Here is an 18,388-nt window from a genome sequence, read left to right as displayed (position 1 = left end):
TATTCCATCTCTTCCAGAGAAATGCCCAGGAGGTCGGCCAGTTCGAGGGTCAGGCGCATAAGGTCATGTGCGGTTTCATAGCGAGTTAGTCTGGTCCAGCGAGGCCAGCAGCATGACCATGAGGACACCTAGCATGGTCAGGAGGGTATCGCGGGTGGAGTACTGTGGCTCCTCGTAGGTCTCCTCGTGCCTGGTTTCAAGTGGCCTGGAAACTGTAGTCATGGGCATGAATCCCCTTTCTACGCTCTTAGGCCTTCCCTGGCGGTATTTATAATAATGCTTCGCGCACTGGCTCGCGCCTACGGCGCTCGCTGGTTGATGTGGTTGTGGTGGGTCGTGGCAGCCTCTGGCTGCCACGACCCACCACAACCACATCAACCATTATTTACTCTTTGTGAGCTATGATGCCATTGAAGTAGATGTGCTTCAGGTGCTGGACCAGCTCCTGGACATCCATGTGCTCGCCCAGGACCAGGCGTTCGTAGCTGCGCGGCGAGAGCAGGCTGAAGAAGGTGGCAACCTGGACGCTGGTCGGCGTTACAGAATCAAAGTCGCCACGGGCTTTGCCCGCCTCCAGGATGGAGGCGATGCGCGCCGCGAGCTGCTCCCAGGGGCGCGGCTCCTGCTCACGCCTGACCTCGAAGAGGCGCTTCATATCGACGCTGTTATAGAGGAGCTGAATCTGCTTGATATAGAAGCCACCATACATGCAGGTTAGAATGGTCTCAAGCTGCTGGCGCGGCGGCATGTCCTCGTTCAGGGCCTCATCAATGGCACGTACAAATGCGTCGAAGTTGTGCAGAAAGACAGCGAAGACAAGCTCCTCTTTGCTGGGGAAATGCAGATACACCGTCCCTTTGGCAACCCCCACACGCGCGGCAATCTCGTCGATGGAGGTATCATGATACCCCTTCTCGTAGAGTACCTCTTCCGCCGCGGCAAGGATGAGCCGCTCACGCTCCTGCCGCTGCTTCTCCTTTAATGTCTGTGCTTGCTCGCTTGTAGATGCCTGCTCCATGCTCCACCTCCCACACATTTAGTCCATGCAAGCATGGACCCTACAGGGTTGTCGCCCTCTCTTTGTAGGGTCCATGCTTGCATGGACCAGGCGTTGACCCTATCGTCATCTTTTCGCATTCACGGTCATTCTACAAATCAGTGTACAACCCACACAAACTCTCTCTAGGAGTCAGTTATGTTCTGGTGGGTTGCGGGCTCAGCCCGCAACCCACCAGAACATAACCATAACACAGCTATTTTCCCGCCTCTTGCAGTTTGATTTCATAGCGTGCTAGACTATGTTGTGTCGATATCTTCTCGTCAGACCAAAGAGAATTGGTGGCACCAGCAGCGAATCAAGTTTCGCGTGGGCTACCTGCTTATAGGGCTTATCCTGCTAGCTATCGGTAGTCTCGGCCATCTCCGCCTGCTCAACGAGGTTGGAAAATCGTTTGGCGGCTTCTACTGGGCTGTAGATACCGATGGACGGGTTGTTATTGTCTCCACCACGCCTGAGCTCACAAATTTCAATGTCAGGCCCGATACCCTCACCAGTAGCACACGCCTGGTCTCGGTGAATGGGGTACCCGCCCCACAAGGGCTAACTCAGGCCTATGCTCATGCCAGGCCCGGCACGCTCATCACCTATACCTTCACTACAACGAGTAACAGTCAAACTCAGACCAGCACCATTAGCAGTCCCGCCATGACCTTTACGCTGATGATGTGGTGGCAAAACTATGGTCTGAGCCTGGTGGCTGGCTTTATCTGGCTGCTGATCGGGGGCATCCTGCTCTTTACGGCCAGCGATTGGAACGGCGCGGTGGAGGGCATTACGATGATCCCGCCCGCGATGCTGCTCCTGCTCTATAGCCATTGGGGGAATATCCAGGTGGCCTATGCGCCAAGCCTGGTCTTTCAGTTGCTGTGGGTCCCGGCCTTCGCCCTGATGGGGGCCTGCTTTATCCACCTGAGCCTGACCTACCGTCCTACCTCGCTGCACCATTCGCGCATGCCCAGCCTGAGTATAGACCTCCCGCCCTACTTGCCGCTGATCGCGCTTCTGGCCTACGAATGGAGTTCGTTACTGCTTACCGGGCGGGTACCTACGCGAGTGAACCTGACGGCGAGCCTGGGCTACGCGGTCTTCGGCGGCCTGGTGAGTCTCTTGATTGGCCTGAGCACCCTGATCTATGTCTTGCCGGGCCGCGATGGCCACAGGCAGGAAGGCCCCATCCCAACGCGGGTGCGCCACCGGATCTTCGATCTCTTTATGCTCTGGCTAGGGGCTGTGGGCCTGGGCGCTTGCCTTGGCGTTGTGCCCATCCTCTTTACCGGGCATACGCTGATCCCGCTAACGACCTTCTATATACTGGCGGCGATCTATCCCCTGGTGCTCTTCTACGCCATTCGTTCGCTGCGCCTGTTGGATCGCTTACACCTGACGCTTGAGCAACGCGAGATGGCCCTTCAGGAGCTACAGAAGACCTCGACTGAGCGTGAGCAGGCGCTCTATGAGCAGCAGAAGACGGCGCGCGAGCTACGCCAGAGTAACCGGGAGTTGGAGCAGGCGACCTCCCTGCTGCTGCATGCCGACGCCCATCTGCGCTCACTGCTCTCCCAGCGCATCCACGATCAGCCGAAGCAGCACGCGCTACGTATCCGCTCACTGCTGGGACACTGGCAACATAAACTCAGTGTAGAGACCGACCGCTCGCCTGATGGGCGCGTCGATGTCCGGCCGGTAGTGGAGGCCCTGACCAGGGTGCGCAAGATCAGCGAGGAGCTTGAGAGCGATCTGCGGGGGCTGCAATTGCTGGTTGAGGACGCCTATCAGCGGCGCAGCCTGGGCCTGCGCCTGCACCTGGAGAAGCTGGTCCGCGAGGATCTGCCCGCGCTCCATCCCGAGTCGCATGTGCGTGTACAGGCCGATCTCTGGGCACTGGATGTCCTGACACTGGACCTGGAGAAGACGCCCGAGGGGGAGAGCATTGCGGAGGCCATCTCTTACACTATCACCCAGGCCCTGCTTAATGTCTACAATCATGCAGGCGCCAAATATGCGCGTGTCTTCACAGAATATAATTCCAAGAACGCCAACGCGAAGCTTGAGGTGACCATTCAGGATAACGGGCGAGGCTTCGATCCAGTCGCGGTACCCCTGACCAGAACAAGTCTCTTCAAGGCCCGACTGAAGGCACGCGAGGCGGGCGGCTTCCTGACCGTCGATTCCGTTCCCAGGACACAAGATGATGCCACAGAGCACGGGACCGTGGTGCGCCTGACGCTCCCGCTTCCCGCCTCCCTCCTGCACCAGGAGGCCGCGCTCAACCCGACCCGCGTCCGCGAGGAGAGTGAGTAGCGTCGGGCCATTCACTTTAATCTCGGATGGGATCGGAGGGCTTGCCACGCAGGCCAGCGTAGGCCTCATAGGCGTGGGCCAGCAGGACGCGTCGGCCGGGATCACTGGGGGCGCCGTAGATGGCGAAGAAGTTGTAGAGCTCGCTCACGAGGTTCTCGACCGGTCCAATATTGGGCAGCCCCTTGCTATTTAGGAAGCCCATACGCGTGGCGATCTCATCATTGCTCAGGCCAAGCGCGATAAGGGAGGCGCATTCCTCCTGACGCGGCGTCAGGCGCTCGCCCCGCAGGCGCTCCAGTAGGAAGTTCAGCACCTCGTCATCGATGAAGGTCTCATTCTGGTCCACGACCTTCTCAACGATGCGCTCAAGGTAGTCGGGAAGCATATTGCCGAAGAGGACATAGCCATGCAGGCCCCTGGTCTTGCCCCGGCGACGACTGGCACTGCGCGATGTCCCACGGCGCGTGTATTCCTGGCGAAAGATCTCCGCCGCCAGCGCCCAACTCGGGTCCTGGGTATAAACAACTATCCGCAGGCCAGGCGCCATTTCAAGCAGGGTTCGCCCCAGTTCTACACCGTTGTCCGAGCCTAAGCGCAGATCAGAAAATACAAGCCAGCCTTGCAAGGAGGGATTTTCTGGCTGTCCCTGAATCAAACTCTCTACCAGGTGTAAAGCCTCCTCAGCCTCCTCAGCCTGCCCACATAATTGTAACGTCTGCGTCTCCTCGATAAACTCGCAAACGCCTCGCCGTTTGATTGGTGTGTCATCAACGACCAGAACTGGTATACGCTTCTCTTCCATCATAGTGCTTGTTCAAATTCCTTCTTGTTGACCAGCAAACGCAAGCTTTCGCACACTTTTCCACTAACAATTGTACCTCATTCACCTTGTAAGGCCAACAGATCCGCTACTGGCGTACGCGGCTACTTGCAGGTTAAAACAGGGGGACGACAGAGCCGAGGAGAGCGGCCTCGCGCCCGAGAAGGCCGGGGACGACCTTGACCAGGCTGCGTACACGGGCGTTGGTGTCGGTGTTGGCGGCGCTTTTGGCGCTGGAGAGAAGGAAGGCGCTGCTACAGAGGATGTCGCCACCCAGAATAAACATATGAGGCTCAAAAAGTTCAACATAACGGGTAATGGCGTTGCTGAGCCAGCGTCCCATCTCGCTGTAGATCTGGAGCGCGACGCTATCGCCGTTTTCGGCCTCCTCGGCCAGCAGACGCGGCGTGAGGGTTTCGCGGTTTACCAGGCGCGTGATGAGGTTGCTTTCGTCGCCGCGGCGCACGGCCCGCTGGACCATTTTCTGCATGGCGTCCAGCGAGATCATGGTGTTGATGCAGCCACGCTTCCCACAACTACAGCGCGGGCCGCTCGCGGAGACCGAGATATGGCAGATATGCCCCATATATTGGCGCAGGCGCTGCTCGTATTCATGTCCGGCTATCTTGCCATCCACGATAAAGGCCGCCCCGACAATTGCATTCACATGTAAATAAAGCAGGCGTTGCGCCCCCTGACCCGAGCCAAAGCACTGCTCGCCCAGGAGCGCGGCCTCCATATCTTCAAGCAGGCAGACGGGCAACTTATAGCGTTGTTGGAGTAGTTCGTAGAGGGGAAAACCGTTGAGGGCGGGGATTGAGGGAATGAGAAGCGGTCGCTGTCTTGTGTAGTCAAGCGTACCAGGAAGGCTGACCCCGATGCCCTCGACGCTCCAGCCTTCTGAGCGAGCCTGCGCCAGCAGGCCCTCGATAGCGCGGACATAGGGTTCAAGCGTGGCCATGGGAGGTCGCCCGCGCAGCGTTTTGGTCTCGCTCCGCAGTCGTACACGCCCCTGCCGGTCAATTATAGCTACAGTTGTTTTACTCCCCCCAACCTCCAGCCCCACCGCGACACTCCTGTCTGCACGCATTGGCCAGACCGCCGTTCCGCAAGTGTTCTTACCCTGGCTCTACTCATAGGCTAGAACATTGGTTCGCACTACAACAGGTCTACAGCAATAGATATGAGATTCAAAACTGAGTTTATTTAAAGAAAGTATAACTGGCGAGTAGAACATTTGTCAATACAACATAATACATATAGAACATGCGTTCAATCCTTTCTTGAGAGGCAAATACTTCTCGCGCCTACGGCGCTCAAGGGGTAAAGTGGTGAAGTGAGGATGATGGTCGGCTAGTATAGCCAGCCGACCATCATCCTCACTTCACCACTTATAACTTCTCTCTGGTCAAGCAATTCGATCCGTGGTACAGTAGGACTATGGCTTGATGTCATGATAGCGCAAAGAAGAGACAAGGAGATAAATTATGCCCGATATGCCCGATCAGTATTATGACGATGAGCAGCAGCCGCAGAAGGACCCCATTCTCGGGCAGGGACATGGCCTCTCCGACCAGGAGGGGGAGATGATTACACGCATGATCCGCGAGGAACAACATACACGCCGCCAGCTTCATATCCCTGAGCAGGACCTGGCCGAGGAGGCCACGACGACGATGCGGCCCGAGGTGGCGCGCGTAGTGGCGGTCAGCAAGGTACGCCAGGTGCTCGGCATGTTTAACCGCGATTTCCTCTATGGGCAGGGGCGCTTCGATGAGTATAAGGACGGCCTGATCCTCAAATGGGGCGATGGCTACTCGCGCAAGCATATCTGGATCACCGTGGAGGCCAACAACCTGGTGATGGAGACCAGTCACTTCAAGAAGTGTGACAAGTCCTACTGCACGGGGACGCATCACGTACTCACGCCCGACCTCTACACCAATATCGACGTCATCAACCAGGAGCTAGGAGATCGCTTCCGCCGCCCGGTCTACGAGCGCTCGGAAGATTAGACAAGGGGCGAGCCGTGACCATACGCGTTCTAGCACTTGAGAAGGATCTCTTCTTCTCGGTCAAAATTCAAGACACGCTACGCCACCACGAGATGGAGGCCAGCATTGCGCGTACCCTGGCGGCCTTTGAGGAACGCCTGGATGCCAGCGGCGAGGAGCGAGCCAACCTGGCCATCGTCAATATCTCCATCCGAGGCGTTGACTGGGAGGCAGCTATCCGCGCGGCCCGCGAGCGCGGCTATCCCGTGCTCGCCTTTGGCTCACATATGGACCTCGATGCACGCGCCAAGGCCCTGCAAGCCGGTGCCCAGCGCGTCGTCGCCAACTCCAAATTCGCCACCGACATGCCCGGCATCATCCACCGCATGCTGGAACAGCCTGGCGAACAACTCGACGAATAACCTGTCGAATAACCCGGCTAATTACCCGGTAGGGACCAGCTTTAGCGCGTCCAAAGGCGATGAATCGCCTGTCGGTGCAGCCCAAAACGTTCCATGGCGGCATGTCGCTCTGCGGGTCGCCTGTTCACTGGCAAAGGATTGGCTTGCGCCGCACTGCCATGAATGGCATTTGGACGCGCTAAAGCTGGTCCCTACCAAACAGGGCGGGGGTGAAAAGCCATTTCACGTGGTATTCTGTATAACAAAAGAGTGCGAGCCGTTTCTTGCGAAATGGCTCGCACTCTTTTGTTTTTCTGCTTGCTTTTAAAGGTCTAGTGACCGCAACCGCAGCTGCGGGCCTCGCCGCCGCCATCGGCGGTTTTGAAGGAATGGCCACAGCCACAGGAAGAGACAGCATTGGGGTTATTGACAGTGAAGCCAGCACCCATCAGGCTATCAACATAGTCTACTTCACTACCATTGATATAACTGATGCTCATCTCGTCGACGAAGACTTTGATGCCACTCATGTTGATCACGGTGTCACCTTCCTGCTCCTCGTCGAGGGTCATGCCATACTGGAGACCAGAACAACCGCCGCCAGCGACGAAGATGCGCAGACCGAGGCTAGGATCATTCTCCTGCTGCAACAGTTCGCTAACCTTCACAGCTGCGGTCGGGGTCATGGTGATGACCTGAGTCTCTGTCGCTGTTTGCTGGTTCTGCTCAATCATGTATTTCACCTCTCATAGGGGCCATACAGCCCCAGGCAATCCCTATTAATAGACTAAAATGTGTTTTTCTGGCTTCGTTTGTGCGTATTATATCCTACACAAAATGAAGCGTCAAGATAACTGTACAAGCCCTAAAGGACCTGTAGGTAGTGTAGCACAGTAGCCGCGTACGCAAGTAGCGGGTTACAGCACAACACTATTCTCTATAAACCAAAACGCTGCTGCACCCGGATCATATTCCCTAATAGGGACGGAATTTCTGGCTCGACCCCAAAGAGCGGCTCCCCTCGTCCATCGCCACGTGCGGCCAGGCGAATCATAGAATTGGCCGCCGACCAGCCCTGGGCCATCAGGTGCGCGCCAAGCCCGCTGGCGATGGCCGTGGAGAACGAGGTTCCACACCAGTCGGCCCAACCAATATCATTATGATCCCCATTGGGAAAGGTCGAGGCAATATACAGACCCCGTACGGCATCAGGGAAGGTATTGCCATCCGCCACCCCATAGCCATCGCCGCCAAAGGTCGCGACCCCTGTATCCGCGGGGGCGATATTAGCAGCATTGGCAAACATCGATGCTTGCCCCTGGCTGTTGACGGATGAGACGCTCAGGACCGAGTCGTAACGCGCGGGTGCGCGCGGCGGGCGCGGAGTTGCACTCTGTTGCCGGGATGCCACCGAGTCATTTCCGGCAGCGGCGATGATGAGCGCGCCATGGGCGTGCAGGCTCTCAAAGAGCAGGCGTAGCCCGGCCTCAACATGTTCCAGCAATCGCGTGACACCGTAGAGCTGCGTGGTGGGCCACTGGCGCTGGTCCAGCCAGACATAGGGCAGGCGGCGCACATCGGGCATAATCGTCAGGCTCAGGTTAATGACCAGGCGCCGGATCGAGCCCGCAACCATCTCGCGCCCCAGGTCGCAGAGGGCCGCGAAGAGCGGATAGAGATCGCCACCGCCAAAGTCGTTGAGGACGCGGATCAGGCGTATACGGGCGCGGGGCGCGACATCGCGGACCAGGCCCGCCACCGCCAGGCCATGGTCGGCCATGTTATAGTAGCGCGCATCATTGTAGTAATCGCGGCCCGTGCGGACCTCATTCGTCAGCGGATAGCGGTCATACTCCACTGAGAACGCGCCATCTTCGTTGCGCAGGTCGGACGCCAGCTTTTGCAGTAGCCAGTTGCGACGAAACTCGGGCCGGGTCGCGGCGCTCATGATGCGGTCGGGATGGGGCGCGCTATCTAGAATAGCCACCAGGACATCTTCGGCAGACCTGGTATCCAGCGGAATGTCAGGCTCCATGAGGCGCATGCGCCAACCTATCAGGGCGTTGCTGGGCGCGGGGGCCTCTAGCTGGGGCGCGGGACGCGGCGGCAGCGCCGGTCCCCCTTCGCTAAAGTAGAACGGGGCCGCCGTCACCAGCCAGTTGGGCATGGCCGAAACGATCTGCAAGCCTTGCTGTGCCAGGAGATCCAGGCGGGCTTGCAGGTAAGAGAGGACCATAGGCGTAGCATCCGCCACACCCGGGTCCATATGGCGGGCGTGAAAGAAGATCGCGAGTAGTGGCTGCTTGCGGTGCAGACCAAAAATAAATGAGCGACGACGCACTGGCGGCATCGTCGGACTCCCCTTCCACCTTCCCGCCGTACCATACGGCTCCAGCGCCAGTTGATATGGAGACAGAAATGTGTTGAGTCGAGTGCGGGCCTGCTCTAACAAGGACTCCAGGGCCTCATCAGCAGGCAGGCGCGATAAACGCACCACAACGACCAGTTCACCAGGAATCCAATGGTAAAGCTCGTTGGGCGCGCCCATAACCTCCGAATAACTACGAGACATGCGGGCATGCTCCCCCTCTAGTGGTGTGGGACGTGTGTGCCCTCCGGGGCAAATTGTGCGTATGAGTGGAAATGTTAAACCAAAGAGCTAGAAATGAAGCGCATTCGTTAGCCTCAATTATAGCTGAAGCGGCACCAGGAAACAACGCCTAGTGCGCTACTTGCGTACGCACCTACACTGGGTGCTTACGTGGGAGATGCTACTTGTGGCGCAGTGACATGTGTGATGGATATATATACGTGGTACGATGTGGTACATTGAGCAAGTTGTAGGGTCCATGCTGGCATGGGCTTATTTGCTGAGGGCGAGTATGTCTTCCCGGCAGAGAGAGTCCATGCCAGCATGGACCCTACAATTTCCCTTCATGATTTGGTGGATGCACCAATTATCAATGGCAACCTACCAGAAGGAGTGACATACATGTACGCGGAGCAATTGTATCAGACGCTGCGGGAGTTAATTCGCCTCCCGAGTACTTCGGGGCATGAGGAGCAGGTGCGCGAGTATCTTGCCAGTGTGCTTGCCAGTCGAGGACTGGAGAGCGCCGTTGATTCCCAGGGGAACTTGATCGCCTTCCTACCGGGTGAGGGGCGCCCCCTCCTGCTTAACGCGCATATGGACCGCGTGCCGCCGGGTCTGGGGCATGAGCCGGTCCTGCGCGAGGATGTGCTCTACAGCGATGGCGCGACCAACCTGGGCGCCGACGACTGCGCCGGGTTGACGATCATCCTGGAGGTGCTGCGGCGCACGCTGGAGCAAGGCCTGCCCCACCCACCGCTGGTGCTGCTCTTCACCGTCATGGAGGAGACCGGCCTGTGTGGGGCCTCGCGCTTCGATGCCAGTGCCTGGCATATTGAAGAGGGACTGGTCTTTGACAATGCCTTTGAGGCGGGCGTGGTCGTCTCGCAGGGCGCGGCCTACGAGGCCTTTGACGTCACCATCGAGGGGAAGACCGGCCATCCTGGTAAGGATCTAGCCCAGACCGTCAACGTCCTGAGCATCTTCCGCGAGATGCCGCTCACCCTGGGCGCGCTCAATGAGGATCAGACGCGCATCAATATCGGGCACATTACGGCTGGCAACGCGCGCAACGCCGTTCCCGCCACGCTGACGCTTGAGGGCGAACTACGCAGTTTTGAGCCAGAGGCGGCCATTCGGCGCTATAGGCAGGAGCTTAAGGAGGCATTCACGCACACGGCACAGCAAGCAGGCGGCTCGGCACATGTCAAGTTCAATACACACTCGCGTGGCTATCGCGTCGATCCCAACGAGCCGCTGCTCCAGGTCTATGGCGAAGCCCTGCGCGAGCGTGGAGTACAGCTTGAGCTACGTCCAACCTTCATTGGCAGCGATGCCAGCGGCTTCCGTGCCTCGGGCATTCGCGCCTTTACCGTCTCCACAGGCGTCGTCAACGAGCACTCCTTCGAGGAATATGTCGCGCTTGCCCCCCTGGAGCAACTCGTACAGGACACCCTGCGCCTACTCGCCCTCTGGGGTAATAGATAACAGACAGGAGCTGGATGCTCTGCATCCAGCTCCTGTCTGTTATCTATTACCCCTTCTTCTCTTCTTTTCGACCATACATTTGCTTGGCAATCTCGATGCTGGCCCAGTTAAAGTAGGCGTTGGTGAAGAGTAGCACGGCACAGGCCGCGACGAAGCCCCAGCCCAGGCCAATCGTCGCGCCCCCACTTACGCCGCTTGCCAGCGCAACGCCAAAGGCAATAAAGATAGGGATGACTGCGACCACGGAGATGATACCGAGCCACATGCGCATGATGTTCATTTTGGAGAGCTCTTCACGTGCCTTGTCGTCTGCGCCGGACTCCTGGCGCATGCGCTTGATGAGCATATCGGCGAACATCTCGTCGCCGTCAACGTTGAGCTTTTGCTCTCGGCTCTGTCCAGGGCGATACTCGTCATCACCCCGGTAGCCTTCATAGCTGTCCTGCCAGGCTTTGGCCTGTCCTTCTTGCTCCTGCATATGAGACATCACATTGCTCCTCTTTAGATGCATTTAAAATAAATTTTATTCCATGTTTTATACGCAAAAACGCGAAAATAGTTGGGATTGTGTCTGATGTGCATGTAGTGGCGGGAAGGCGAAGCCTTCCCGCCACTACATGCACATCAGACACAAATAGATGTAACATCTGCTTGTGTATGACGACTGTGTGGGTGAGGCCCCTGGATGATATGTACGTACATTCAAAAAAATGGAATTTAAAAGAATGTTATTGAGATCGAGTCAAAAGATACATCCCAGATCGTCGAGCACGACGGAGCTATTTGAGCGCTATGCTCCAGCTGTCTTCACCTTTCTGAAACAACGTATGAACACGCGGGAAGACGCCGAGGATATGCTGCTCGATATCTTTACGGCCGTGCTGGAGAACGAGCAGGTTCACGATTGGTCTGAAGTTGAACAACGCCGCTGGATCTGGCGCGTGACGCGCAACAAGATGGTCGATGCCTACCGCAGGTCTGCTCGCATGGTGCCAGTACCGCTGGAGGATGCCTTCGACGGTCTCTTCGCTGACGAAGCGCACGCGCCTGAGCAAACGGCCCTACGTGGCGAGGAATACACGCAACTACGCACGGCCATAGGCACGCTACCGCCCTTGCAGCAGCAGATCCTGACTCTGCGTTTTGTACACGAGATGCGTAGTGCCGATATCGCCAAACAGGTAGGCAAAAGCGACGGAGCGGTACGTGTCCTGCTTTCGCGGGCGCTCAATGCGCTGCGCCGTGTCTGTAGTGAGAAGATCTAGGGAGAGCAAACAATGATGGCAGAACACGAAGATTTCTTCCTACCGGGACAGGTAGATGAACAGATAGAACAGCTTTTACACGAGGGTGGTCCCACGCGGAGAGAGCAGCGGCTCGCCAGGTCCCTGCCGACCCTCATGCGCGACCATGAAGACCAGCAATCCTTGCAGCGCGTCCTGAGCAAACTGCACAGCAATCTCAACGCGACAACGCCCCAGGACATAAACGTCGTATCCCTCCCCCAGCAACGCCAGCGAAGAGGAATAAACGCCGGGAATGCGCCAGCCGGGCGGAAGCCGAAAACGCTGCCCAGGGCCTTCACGCTTCTGGCCGCCTGCCTCGTCCTGGTAGCCGTGGTTGGCAGCCTGCTCCTCGTGCTGAACGCGGCCCAGCAGAAGAGAAACGCGCCCGGCAATACAGCGACCCATACGCAAACACCCACACCAGCCCCACAAAAGACCGCTCCAAGCGAGCCATTGGGGAAGGTAGTGTATCGGTCTGAGCTCTACGACATGGACTATGGGCTACACTGGTCGCCCAATGGCCAGCGCCTGGCAGCCTCGCTCAATAGAACGACGCTTACCAGCTGGGACGCCAAAACCGGCGCGCATAAGCTCACTTACCCGACTCCTGGCGAAACGTTGCTCGGCGATGTCGCCTGGTCGCCTGATGGCAAATACCTACTGGTCGTGGCCCAGTCAAAGATCTATGTCTTTGACGCCCAAACGACGGAAAGAGTCAGAATTCTGACGCTTCCCAGCGAAACTACCAGCACAAACTCCCATCTTCTGAGCAGCTCAACGACTCATGGTACCTTCTTCAGCAACCTGGTCTCGCTCTCAGGAGGGTTCTACTTTAAGGATCTCGCGCTCTCACCCGATGGCAAGTATATTGCAGCAACTTACCACGGCAGCAATCCACGTACACCACTTTTCATCTGGAACGCGCACGATGGCACACTTATCAAAACATTAGATATCTTCCCGCATGGCATCACAGGCCTTTCCTGGTCGCCTGATAGCGCTTCGCTGGCTACGCTGGTCTACCCATCAGCACAAGATGCTCAGATGTCCACGGCAATGATCTGGAGCACCACAAACTGGAGCAAGCTCTGGGAACACCCGAATGTTCTCAATCTAAGCTGGTCGCCCAATAGCGAGCAAATAGCCGTTGTGGACGGTGATGGCGCCACCGGAATGGGGACCGCCATCCGACTTGTCGACGCCCACACGGGCCAACCTATCAAGCCATTGAGAGCTGAGAACAATATTATCTCTGCCAACTGGTCGCCCGATGGCAGCCGCATCGAGGTCGAAGTACAAAGTGTGCATACCAATATTCAGATTCTGGATGCCAGTAATGGCACGCTCCTCTACACCTTCGGAGAGACTGGCTACAACGGCGTCTGGTCCCCCAACGGGAAATACATCGCCTGTAGTCAGACAGTCATTGTCACAGGTGACGACAAAAAGCAGTACTACGAAGGCCGTATCCTCGTCTGGGTAGCGAAATAAGTTTTATACATAAACGCCACACCGAGCGTAAAACCCCTGGCTTTAGCCCTGTCTTTTATACACAAATTACAAACGGAGATGAGAAGCGGCATCAGAAGAGGGATGCCAAGCATGAGCTTTTCAGAGCGTACTTGCCAGCTCTTCCTTTCAAGACAGCTTCTTTAGCCACGTTGCAAATTCGCTTTGTTAAATGTGTATAAGAGACAGGGCTTTAGCCATGGGGATATAAGCGAGTCCTTTTGAGGCGGACAGGGAGGGGTGAAACCGCTTGACATGCAACCAATACGGTATTACAATGGTTGCATGGAACATGAAACACAATCACTTACGGTACGCTTTCCTCCTGAGCTACTGAAACAGATGAAGGAAAGCGCAAAGAACAATCACCGTTCCCTTAATGGGGAAATTTTGAAGGCTCTTGAGGACTACCTCAAGCAAGAGACCAAGAAGAAAGGCAAATAACGTGGTCAAGAAGGCGTATAAGTACCGATTTTACCCAACGGACGAACAGGCGCGCAATCTGGCGCAAACGTTCGGCTGTTGTCGCTTCGTGTACAACTATGCCCTCTCAACCAAGAAACGTGCCTACTTTGACCACAAACGCAAAATGAAGACCTCCGAGCTCAGTGCCTCCATCACCGCCCTCAAAAAAGAGGAAGGGACGGCGTGGCTGAAAGATGTGAGTAGTGTTCCCCTGCAACAGGCATTACGTCATCTAGACAGCGCCTACAAAAACTTTTTTGAGGGCCGCGCTAAATACCCCCACCTTCAAGAAGAAACACGAAGGGCAAAGCGCCACCTATACGGATAATGCCTTCGTGTGGCGTGATGGCATGCTCACCCTTGCCAAACAGCAAGCCCCCCTCGACATCGTGTGGTCGCGCCCCCTGCCAGCAGAGGCACGCATTTCTCGTGTCACCGTTTCCAAAGATCCAGCGGGGCGCTACTTCATTTCGTTGTTGGTTGATGAGTGGATTGAGCCGCTTTCCCTGACAGAGAAGGTCATCGGGGTAGACCTGGGGCTCAAATCGCTGCTCATCACCTCCGATGGGGAGGCGATTCCCAATCCCAAACACCTCCACCGTTACGAGAAGAAGCTCGCCAAAGCGCAACGCAAGCATGCGAAGAAGAAAAAGGGGAGCAAAAATCGCGACAAGGCACGCCGCAAGGTCGCTCGTCTGCATGCGAAAATTGCCGATACTCGTCGAGACTACCAGCACAAAGTCACCACCAGACTGATACGCGAGAACCAAGTGATCTGTCTGGAAGACTTGCACGTGGCTGGCATGCTCAAGAACCATTGTCTTGCCAAAGCGATGAGTGATGTGGGATGGGGCGAAATTCGGCGGCAACTGGAATACAAAGCGGCATGGTACGGACGCACGGTCGTCATCATTGATCGTTGGGAAGCCACCAGCAAGACCTGTAGCGCCTGTGGACACAAACTGGAGAGTCTCACCCTGGACGTACGTGAGTGGGTCTGTCCAGACTGTGGTGTCTGCCATGACCGAGACATCAATGCAGCATACAACATCCTGGCTGCGGGACTCGCAGTCGTATTAGCCTGCGGAGAGAACGTAAGACCTGCGACCTCGAAAGGGGCGTAGGCGGTCCTCGGTGAAACAGGAAGGCCCTCTCGTGAGGGAGAGAATCCCCTGCCCTTCAGGCATGGGGAGTAGGTCAAGTATAACTCATCCCTATGAGAGGGAATAAGTGCGTGTTATAATCAGTGGACATTATTTTTTGTGGTGAGGATCAGCAGGGCAAGCCTATAGGAAAAACTCGGGCATAAATTGGGCGCGCTCGCTGTTTTCATAGGCGAAAGCAATTCACTGGCAATACGCAAAGCAGACTTAGCTTCCAAATAAAAGTGAGGATTGAGAGACATGGCGAAGGTTTACGGCACAATCATTATCGGCTCAGGCCCCTCGGGCTATACGGCGGCGATCTACGCGGCTCGCTCCAATATGTCCGTCCTGGTGCTTCAGGGCTATCAGACCGGCGGTCAGTTGATGCAGACGAGCGAGGTTGAGAACTATCCCGGCTTCGAGGATGGCGTCATGGGACCGGAGATGATGGAGAAGTTCGAGAAGCAGGCGCAGCGCTTCGGGGCCGAATTGGTACCTGAGGACGCCATCAAGATCGATACCAGCGCGAAGCCCTTCACGGTCACGACCGATAGCGCCGAGTACCAGGGACATACGATCATCATCGCCACGGGTGCCAGCGCGCAGTGGCTGGGCCTGCCCAATGAGCAACGCTTACAGGGGCGCGGCGTCTCGGCCTGTGCAACCTGTGATGGCTTCTTCTTCCGTGGCAAGGATGTCGTGGTCGTGGGTGGCGGCGATACCGCGTTGGAGGAGGCAACCTTCCTGACGCGCTACGCTAATCATGTGACCCTGGTCCATCGCCGTGACTCTTTCCGCGCCAGCAAGATCATGCAGGATCGCGCGCGCAACAATCCGAAGATCAGCATCGTCCTGGAGAGCGAGGTCGCCGACGTCCTGGGCGAGGAAGAGGTGACCGGCGTACGCCTGCGCAACGTCAGGACTGGCGAGGAGAGCACGCTCGACGCGCATGGCCTCTTCATTGCCATCGGGCACAAGCCCAACACCGAGATCTTCAAGGGCCTGGTCCAGATGGACGCCCAGGGCTATATCGACCCGGTCGAGTACACCATGACCAATATCCCTGGTATCTTCGCTGCCGGTGACGTCACCGACCATCGCTATCGCCAGGCCGTGACCGCCGCCGCCGATGGCTGCCGCGCCGCCATCGACGTCGAGCGCTGGCTGGAGAACCAGGGCATCCACGTCGGCATAGAGAACTGGGAATAAATGTTGTAGAGAGAGGATGCAGAGAGAGGGCGTGCGAGCACGCCCTCTCTCTGCATCCTCTCTCTACGTTACCAATTTGCAGCGGAGGTTACAATGTAAAGAGAACTCTTGAAAAGAAAAATATTAATCCAGGAAACCTCCTAAAAACAATCTGGTAGTACACCAAGAAACACTTGTTAACCACGTCTTGACACGGGAAGGCTTGTTCGGGTCGTTTATGAGGACCCAACAAGCCTTTCTTTTTTGCAGAAACATAAGTCATCCCAAATTTTGAGGAAAAGGAAGAGATCCGGGGCCTTCTCCACGTGCGGAGAAGGCCCCGGATCTCTTCCTTTGTGCAGGAGACAGGTACCGGCCTGCCATTTCCCCCCGTGCCACGGCCAGGGGAGCACAGCTTGTGCACGCCTTGCCCCATGATCTCGTGTGGCGGCTTGTCCCTGTGTATACGAAGCCAACGCGTCCCCTGCTGCGTTTTCCCGCTTACGCTTGCACGCAGGTGCTTGTGGCTTTAGACGGATGCTTTTTCTTCCGTGACGATGACGCGCCCGGCCACAGGGGCTCCCGAGGGAGCAACGCCTGGGGTGGATAGGCCTGCCAAAGCGCTCGTACGGCCTTTCGCAGCCGCACGAAGGGATGCTTCACCAGGCGCAAGTGCCGACCCGTGCGCGGACAAAAGGTCTCGATGCACCAGGTTCGCAGCGGCTCAAGCCAGGGATGCAACAACGAGAGCAGAAAGTCGTAGGCCAGCGTCGCGATCAGCAAGAGCTTTTCGCGCGTCTCCCATGCCTGCACGCGTGGACTCTCAAAGCCGAGCTCACTTTTTTGATCCTTGATTTCCTCCTCCACCTGCCAGCGACGGGCGTAGGCCCAGTAGGTGGGCCAAGCCTGCGTGGGAGTGCTGGCAAGTTCTGCCGTCAAGAGATACCAGGGCTCACGATCTTGGGAGCGACAGACCACCAACCAGAAGGGATGCTCAGGGTGGTCAGGATGGCGAACGGGAAAGGCCACAATCCCTCCTGGCACGAGGCACTGCTTGCGCGCATCCCAGATGGCCATCTTCTCCCAACTCGGTTTGCCGCGGGCGATCTCCCAGGTTTTGCGCAGACACCCCTGCTCATCAAGGAGCTTGTAACTGCTCTTCCAGCGCATGATGAAGCGCAGCTCCAAGCCCAGGAGCACCCCAAGCCAGAAGCTGCCTGCAAAGCCAGAGTCAAAGATATGAATCACGCGGCGACCAAAGCGCTCCTTGAGCTCAACGAGCAGCTTGCCTTGTTCATCGCGTTGGAAGGAGGCATGCACTCCCCGGCTCGTCCACCAGCGCATGGCGGCCACCTGGGGAGGATCCTGACGGGTGGAGAGACCCACCAGCAGGACGCCTTCCCAGTGAAGCCCGGGGACAAAAACGGGACCACTGGGAGGCGTGTAGAAGCCCTTCTTGATCCGCTTCAAGCGCGCTGCTTTCGTCGAGCGCACTGCGCAGTACTCCTCATTGTGGATGCTTTCGGCTTTTTCCTGCTGACTGCTATCCCAGACCAGGAGCGCGATGAGCTGCTGGGCTTCCCACTGCTCAAGGCGCTCGTGCGCTCGTTGCAAGAGATACTCACGGATGAGGGAGCTCGACCACTTGGGAGAACGCAGCAGATGGCTGATGCGCTTGACAGCAGCGGGTGTCTGCTGAGCTGAGCCCAGGTGTTCACCCAGTTCGGTCAAGAGCAAGGCATTGACCCGGTCACGAAAAGTGATGATGGTTTGCACCAACCGCGCAAAGGTGCGCACCAGGCGCTTGTCTAGCTGGGCATCCAGCTGCAGGAGCAGGGGCATGAGGTGCTTAGCTAACAGGCGTAAGAGCGCCTCTGACATCAGTTCGGGGTCAAAGGCCCACACTTGCGGACCCTCTTGCCATATGAGAGAATGCGTTGACATGTCGAGCCCTCCAGTTGAGTTCTTGAGGTGGTAAAGGGTGTTTTCCTCAAGTTTCTCTCTGGAGGGCTTTTTGGCAAGCTCATCCTCAAAAAATTCGGGATGACTTATGTTTCTGCAAAATGACCCTTGTCAGTCCTCAACATGGCTGAGTATAATAGCCAACACAGTCTATTTATCGTAATCTCTCTAAAGCACAT

Annotated in this window: 16 protein-coding genes and 1 pseudogene; 9 read left to right on the top strand and 8 right to left on the bottom strand. The window is 56.9% G+C overall.

The annotated features are described in order from the left end of the window. Positions 1-75 precede the first annotated feature (75 nt). Together KTE_RS20180 and KTE_RS20175 are read right to left on the bottom strand one after the other, a co-directional pair. On the bottom strand, positions 76-222 hold the full coding sequence (locus KTE_RS20180) for a hypothetical protein (protein WP_201383980.1): 147 nt from the start codon (positions 220-222) through the stop codon (positions 76-78). 163 nt (positions 223-385) lie between these two features. Further along, a complete protein-coding gene (locus KTE_RS20175; RefSeq protein WP_201383978.1) occupies positions 386-1,018 on the bottom strand; it encodes a TetR/AcrR family transcriptional regulator in 633 nt (210 codons plus the stop codon). A gap of 285 nt (positions 1,019-1,303) precedes the next feature. Here KTE_RS20175 and KTE_RS20170 point away from each other — a divergent pair, with 285 nt between their 5' ends. Further along, complete coding sequence (locus KTE_RS20170) at positions 1,304-3,361, top strand: hypothetical protein (protein WP_201383976.1); 2,058 nt, start codon at positions 1,304-1,306, stop codon at positions 3,359-3,361. A 16-nt stretch (positions 3,362-3,377) separates the two neighbouring features. Here the strand turns inward: KTE_RS20170 and KTE_RS20165 are convergent, their stop codons facing one another. After that, the gene (locus KTE_RS20165) at positions 3,378-4,166 is read right to left on the bottom strand and encodes a response regulator (RefSeq protein WP_201383973.1); all 789 of its coding nucleotides are present in this window, start codon (positions 4,164-4,166) and stop codon (positions 3,378-3,380) included. 130 nt (positions 4,167-4,296) lie between these two features. After that, positions 4,297-5,247, bottom strand: coding sequence for an ROK family protein (locus KTE_RS20160; RefSeq protein WP_201383971.1), 951 nt, complete (start codon positions 5,245-5,247; stop codon positions 4,297-4,299). A 421-nt stretch (positions 5,248-5,668) separates the two neighbouring features. On the opposite strand from KTE_RS20160, the gene KTE_RS20155 reads away from it, so the two are divergent. Both KTE_RS20155 and KTE_RS20150 read left to right on the top strand, forming a co-directional pair. After that, the gene (locus tag KTE_RS20155; protein WP_201383969.1) at positions 5,669-6,196 is read left to right on the top strand and encodes a hypothetical protein; all 528 of its coding nucleotides are present in this window, start codon (positions 5,669-5,671) and stop codon (positions 6,194-6,196) included. A 14-nt stretch (positions 6,197-6,210) separates the two neighbouring features. Beyond that, entirely contained in the window at positions 6,211-6,597 is a 387-nt protein-coding gene (locus KTE_RS20150) for a hypothetical protein (protein ID WP_201383967.1), read from the top strand. Between the two features lie 311 nt (positions 6,598-6,908). Here KTE_RS20150 and erpA read toward each other — a convergent pair whose 3' ends face one another. Both erpA and KTE_RS20140 read right to left on the bottom strand, forming a co-directional pair. After that, positions 6,909-7,310, bottom strand: coding sequence for an iron-sulfur cluster insertion protein ErpA (gene erpA, locus KTE_RS20145; RefSeq protein ID WP_201383965.1), 402 nt, complete (start codon positions 7,308-7,310; stop codon positions 6,909-6,911). Between the two features lie 203 nt (positions 7,311-7,513). After that, positions 7,514-9,148 carry a S8/S53 family peptidase gene (locus tag KTE_RS20140; protein WP_201383963.1) on the bottom strand — a complete coding sequence of 545 codons (1,635 nt, stop codon included), beginning with the start codon at positions 9,146-9,148 and terminating at the stop codon, positions 7,514-7,516. Positions 9,149-9,568: 420 nt separating this feature from the next. Between KTE_RS20140 and KTE_RS20135 the strand changes: the two genes are divergently transcribed. Then, positions 9,569-10,654, top strand: a complete 1,086-nt coding sequence (locus tag KTE_RS20135; protein ID WP_201383961.1) for a M20/M25/M40 family metallo-hydrolase — start codon at positions 9,569-9,571, stop codon at positions 10,652-10,654. A 46-nt stretch (positions 10,655-10,700) separates the two neighbouring features. On the opposite strand, the gene KTE_RS20130 is transcribed toward KTE_RS20135, so the two are convergent. Beyond that, positions 10,701-11,141 (bottom strand): hypothetical protein, encoded by a 441-nt coding sequence (locus tag KTE_RS20130; RefSeq protein WP_201383959.1) that lies wholly within the window; start codon positions 11,139-11,141, stop codon positions 10,701-10,703. A gap of 238 nt (positions 11,142-11,379) precedes the next feature. Between KTE_RS20130 and KTE_RS20125 the strand changes: the two genes are divergently transcribed. From KTE_RS20125 to trxB, 5 genes and pseudogenes are all read left to right on the top strand, one after another. Continuing rightward, positions 11,380-11,919, top strand: coding sequence for an RNA polymerase sigma factor (locus KTE_RS20125; RefSeq protein WP_201383957.1), 540 nt, complete (start codon positions 11,380-11,382; stop codon positions 11,917-11,919). Positions 11,920-11,931: 12 nt separating this feature from the next. Next, positions 11,932-13,431, top strand: coding sequence for a WD40 repeat domain-containing protein (locus KTE_RS20120; RefSeq protein WP_201383955.1), 1,500 nt, complete (start codon positions 11,932-11,934; stop codon positions 13,429-13,431). Positions 13,432-13,704: 273 nt separating this feature from the next. Next, positions 13,705-13,893: a YlcI/YnfO family protein gene (locus KTE_RS49640; protein WP_201383953.1), complete on the top strand. Its 189-nt coding sequence runs from the start codon at positions 13,705-13,707 to the stop codon at positions 13,891-13,893. Position 13,894: 1 nt separating this feature from the next. Then, positions 13,895-15,038, top strand: a pseudogene (locus KTE_RS20110) (RNA-guided endonuclease InsQ/TnpB family protein). A gap of 279 nt (positions 15,039-15,317) precedes the next feature. Then, positions 15,318-16,268 (top strand): thioredoxin-disulfide reductase, encoded by a 951-nt coding sequence (gene trxB, locus KTE_RS20105; protein ID WP_201383951.1) that lies wholly within the window; start codon positions 15,318-15,320, stop codon positions 16,266-16,268. Positions 16,269-16,748: 480 nt separating this feature from the next. On the opposite strand, the gene KTE_RS20100 is transcribed toward trxB, so the two are convergent. Further along, a complete protein-coding gene (locus KTE_RS20100) occupies positions 16,749-18,191 on the bottom strand; it encodes a hypothetical protein (protein WP_201383949.1) in 1,443 nt (480 codons plus the stop codon). Between the last annotated feature and the right edge of the window lie 197 nt (positions 18,192-18,388).

The sequence above is a fragment of the Ktedonobacter sp. SOSP1-85 genome (assembly GCF_016587415.1).
Taxonomy (GTDB): domain Bacteria; phylum Chloroflexota; class Ktedonobacteria; order Ktedonobacterales; family Ktedonobacteraceae; genus Ktedonobacter.
The sequence above is the reverse complement of the archived record's forward strand: the minus strand, read 5'-3'. Positions and strand labels throughout refer to the sequence as shown.

Bases quoted from the DNA above. Each gene is read 5' to 3' on its own strand.
- KTE_RS20180 (WP_201383980.1), bottom strand. From the start codon at position 222: ATGACTACAGTTTCCAGGCCACTTGAAACCAGGCACGAGGAGACCTAC.
- KTE_RS20175 (WP_201383978.1), bottom strand. From the start codon at position 1,018: ATGGAGCAGGCATCTACAAGCGAGCAAGCACAGACATTAAAGGAGAAG.
- KTE_RS20165 (WP_201383973.1), bottom strand. From the start codon at position 4,166: ATGATGGAAGAGAAGCGTATACCAGTTCTGGTCGTTGATGACACACCA.
- KTE_RS20155 (WP_201383969.1), top strand. From the start codon at position 5,669: ATGCCCGATATGCCCGATCAGTATTATGACGATGAGCAGCAGCCGCAG.
- erpA (WP_201383965.1), bottom strand. From the start codon at position 7,310: ATGATTGAGCAGAACCAGCAAACAGCGACAGAGACTCAGGTCATCACC.
- KTE_RS20140 (WP_201383963.1), bottom strand. From the start codon at position 9,148: ATGTCTCGTAGTTATTCGGAGGTTATGGGCGCGCCCAACGAGCTTTAC.
- KTE_RS20135 (WP_201383961.1), top strand. From the start codon at position 9,569: ATGTACGCGGAGCAATTGTATCAGACGCTGCGGGAGTTAATTCGCCTC.
- KTE_RS20130 (WP_201383959.1), bottom strand. From the start codon at position 11,141: ATGTCTCATATGCAGGAGCAAGAAGGACAGGCCAAAGCCTGGCAGGAC.
- KTE_RS20125 (WP_201383957.1), top strand. From the start codon at position 11,380: ATGTTATTGAGATCGAGTCAAAAGATACATCCCAGATCGTCGAGCACG.
- KTE_RS20120 (WP_201383955.1), top strand. From the start codon at position 11,932: ATGATGGCAGAACACGAAGATTTCTTCCTACCGGGACAGGTAGATGAA.
- KTE_RS49640 (WP_201383953.1), top strand. From the start codon at position 13,705: ATGCAACCAATACGGTATTACAATGGTTGCATGGAACATGAAACACAA.
- trxB (WP_201383951.1), top strand. From the start codon at position 15,318: ATGGCGAAGGTTTACGGCACAATCATTATCGGCTCAGGCCCCTCGGGC.
- KTE_RS20100 (WP_201383949.1), bottom strand. From the start codon at position 18,191: ATGTCAACGCATTCTCTCATATGGCAAGAGGGTCCGCAAGTGTGGGCC.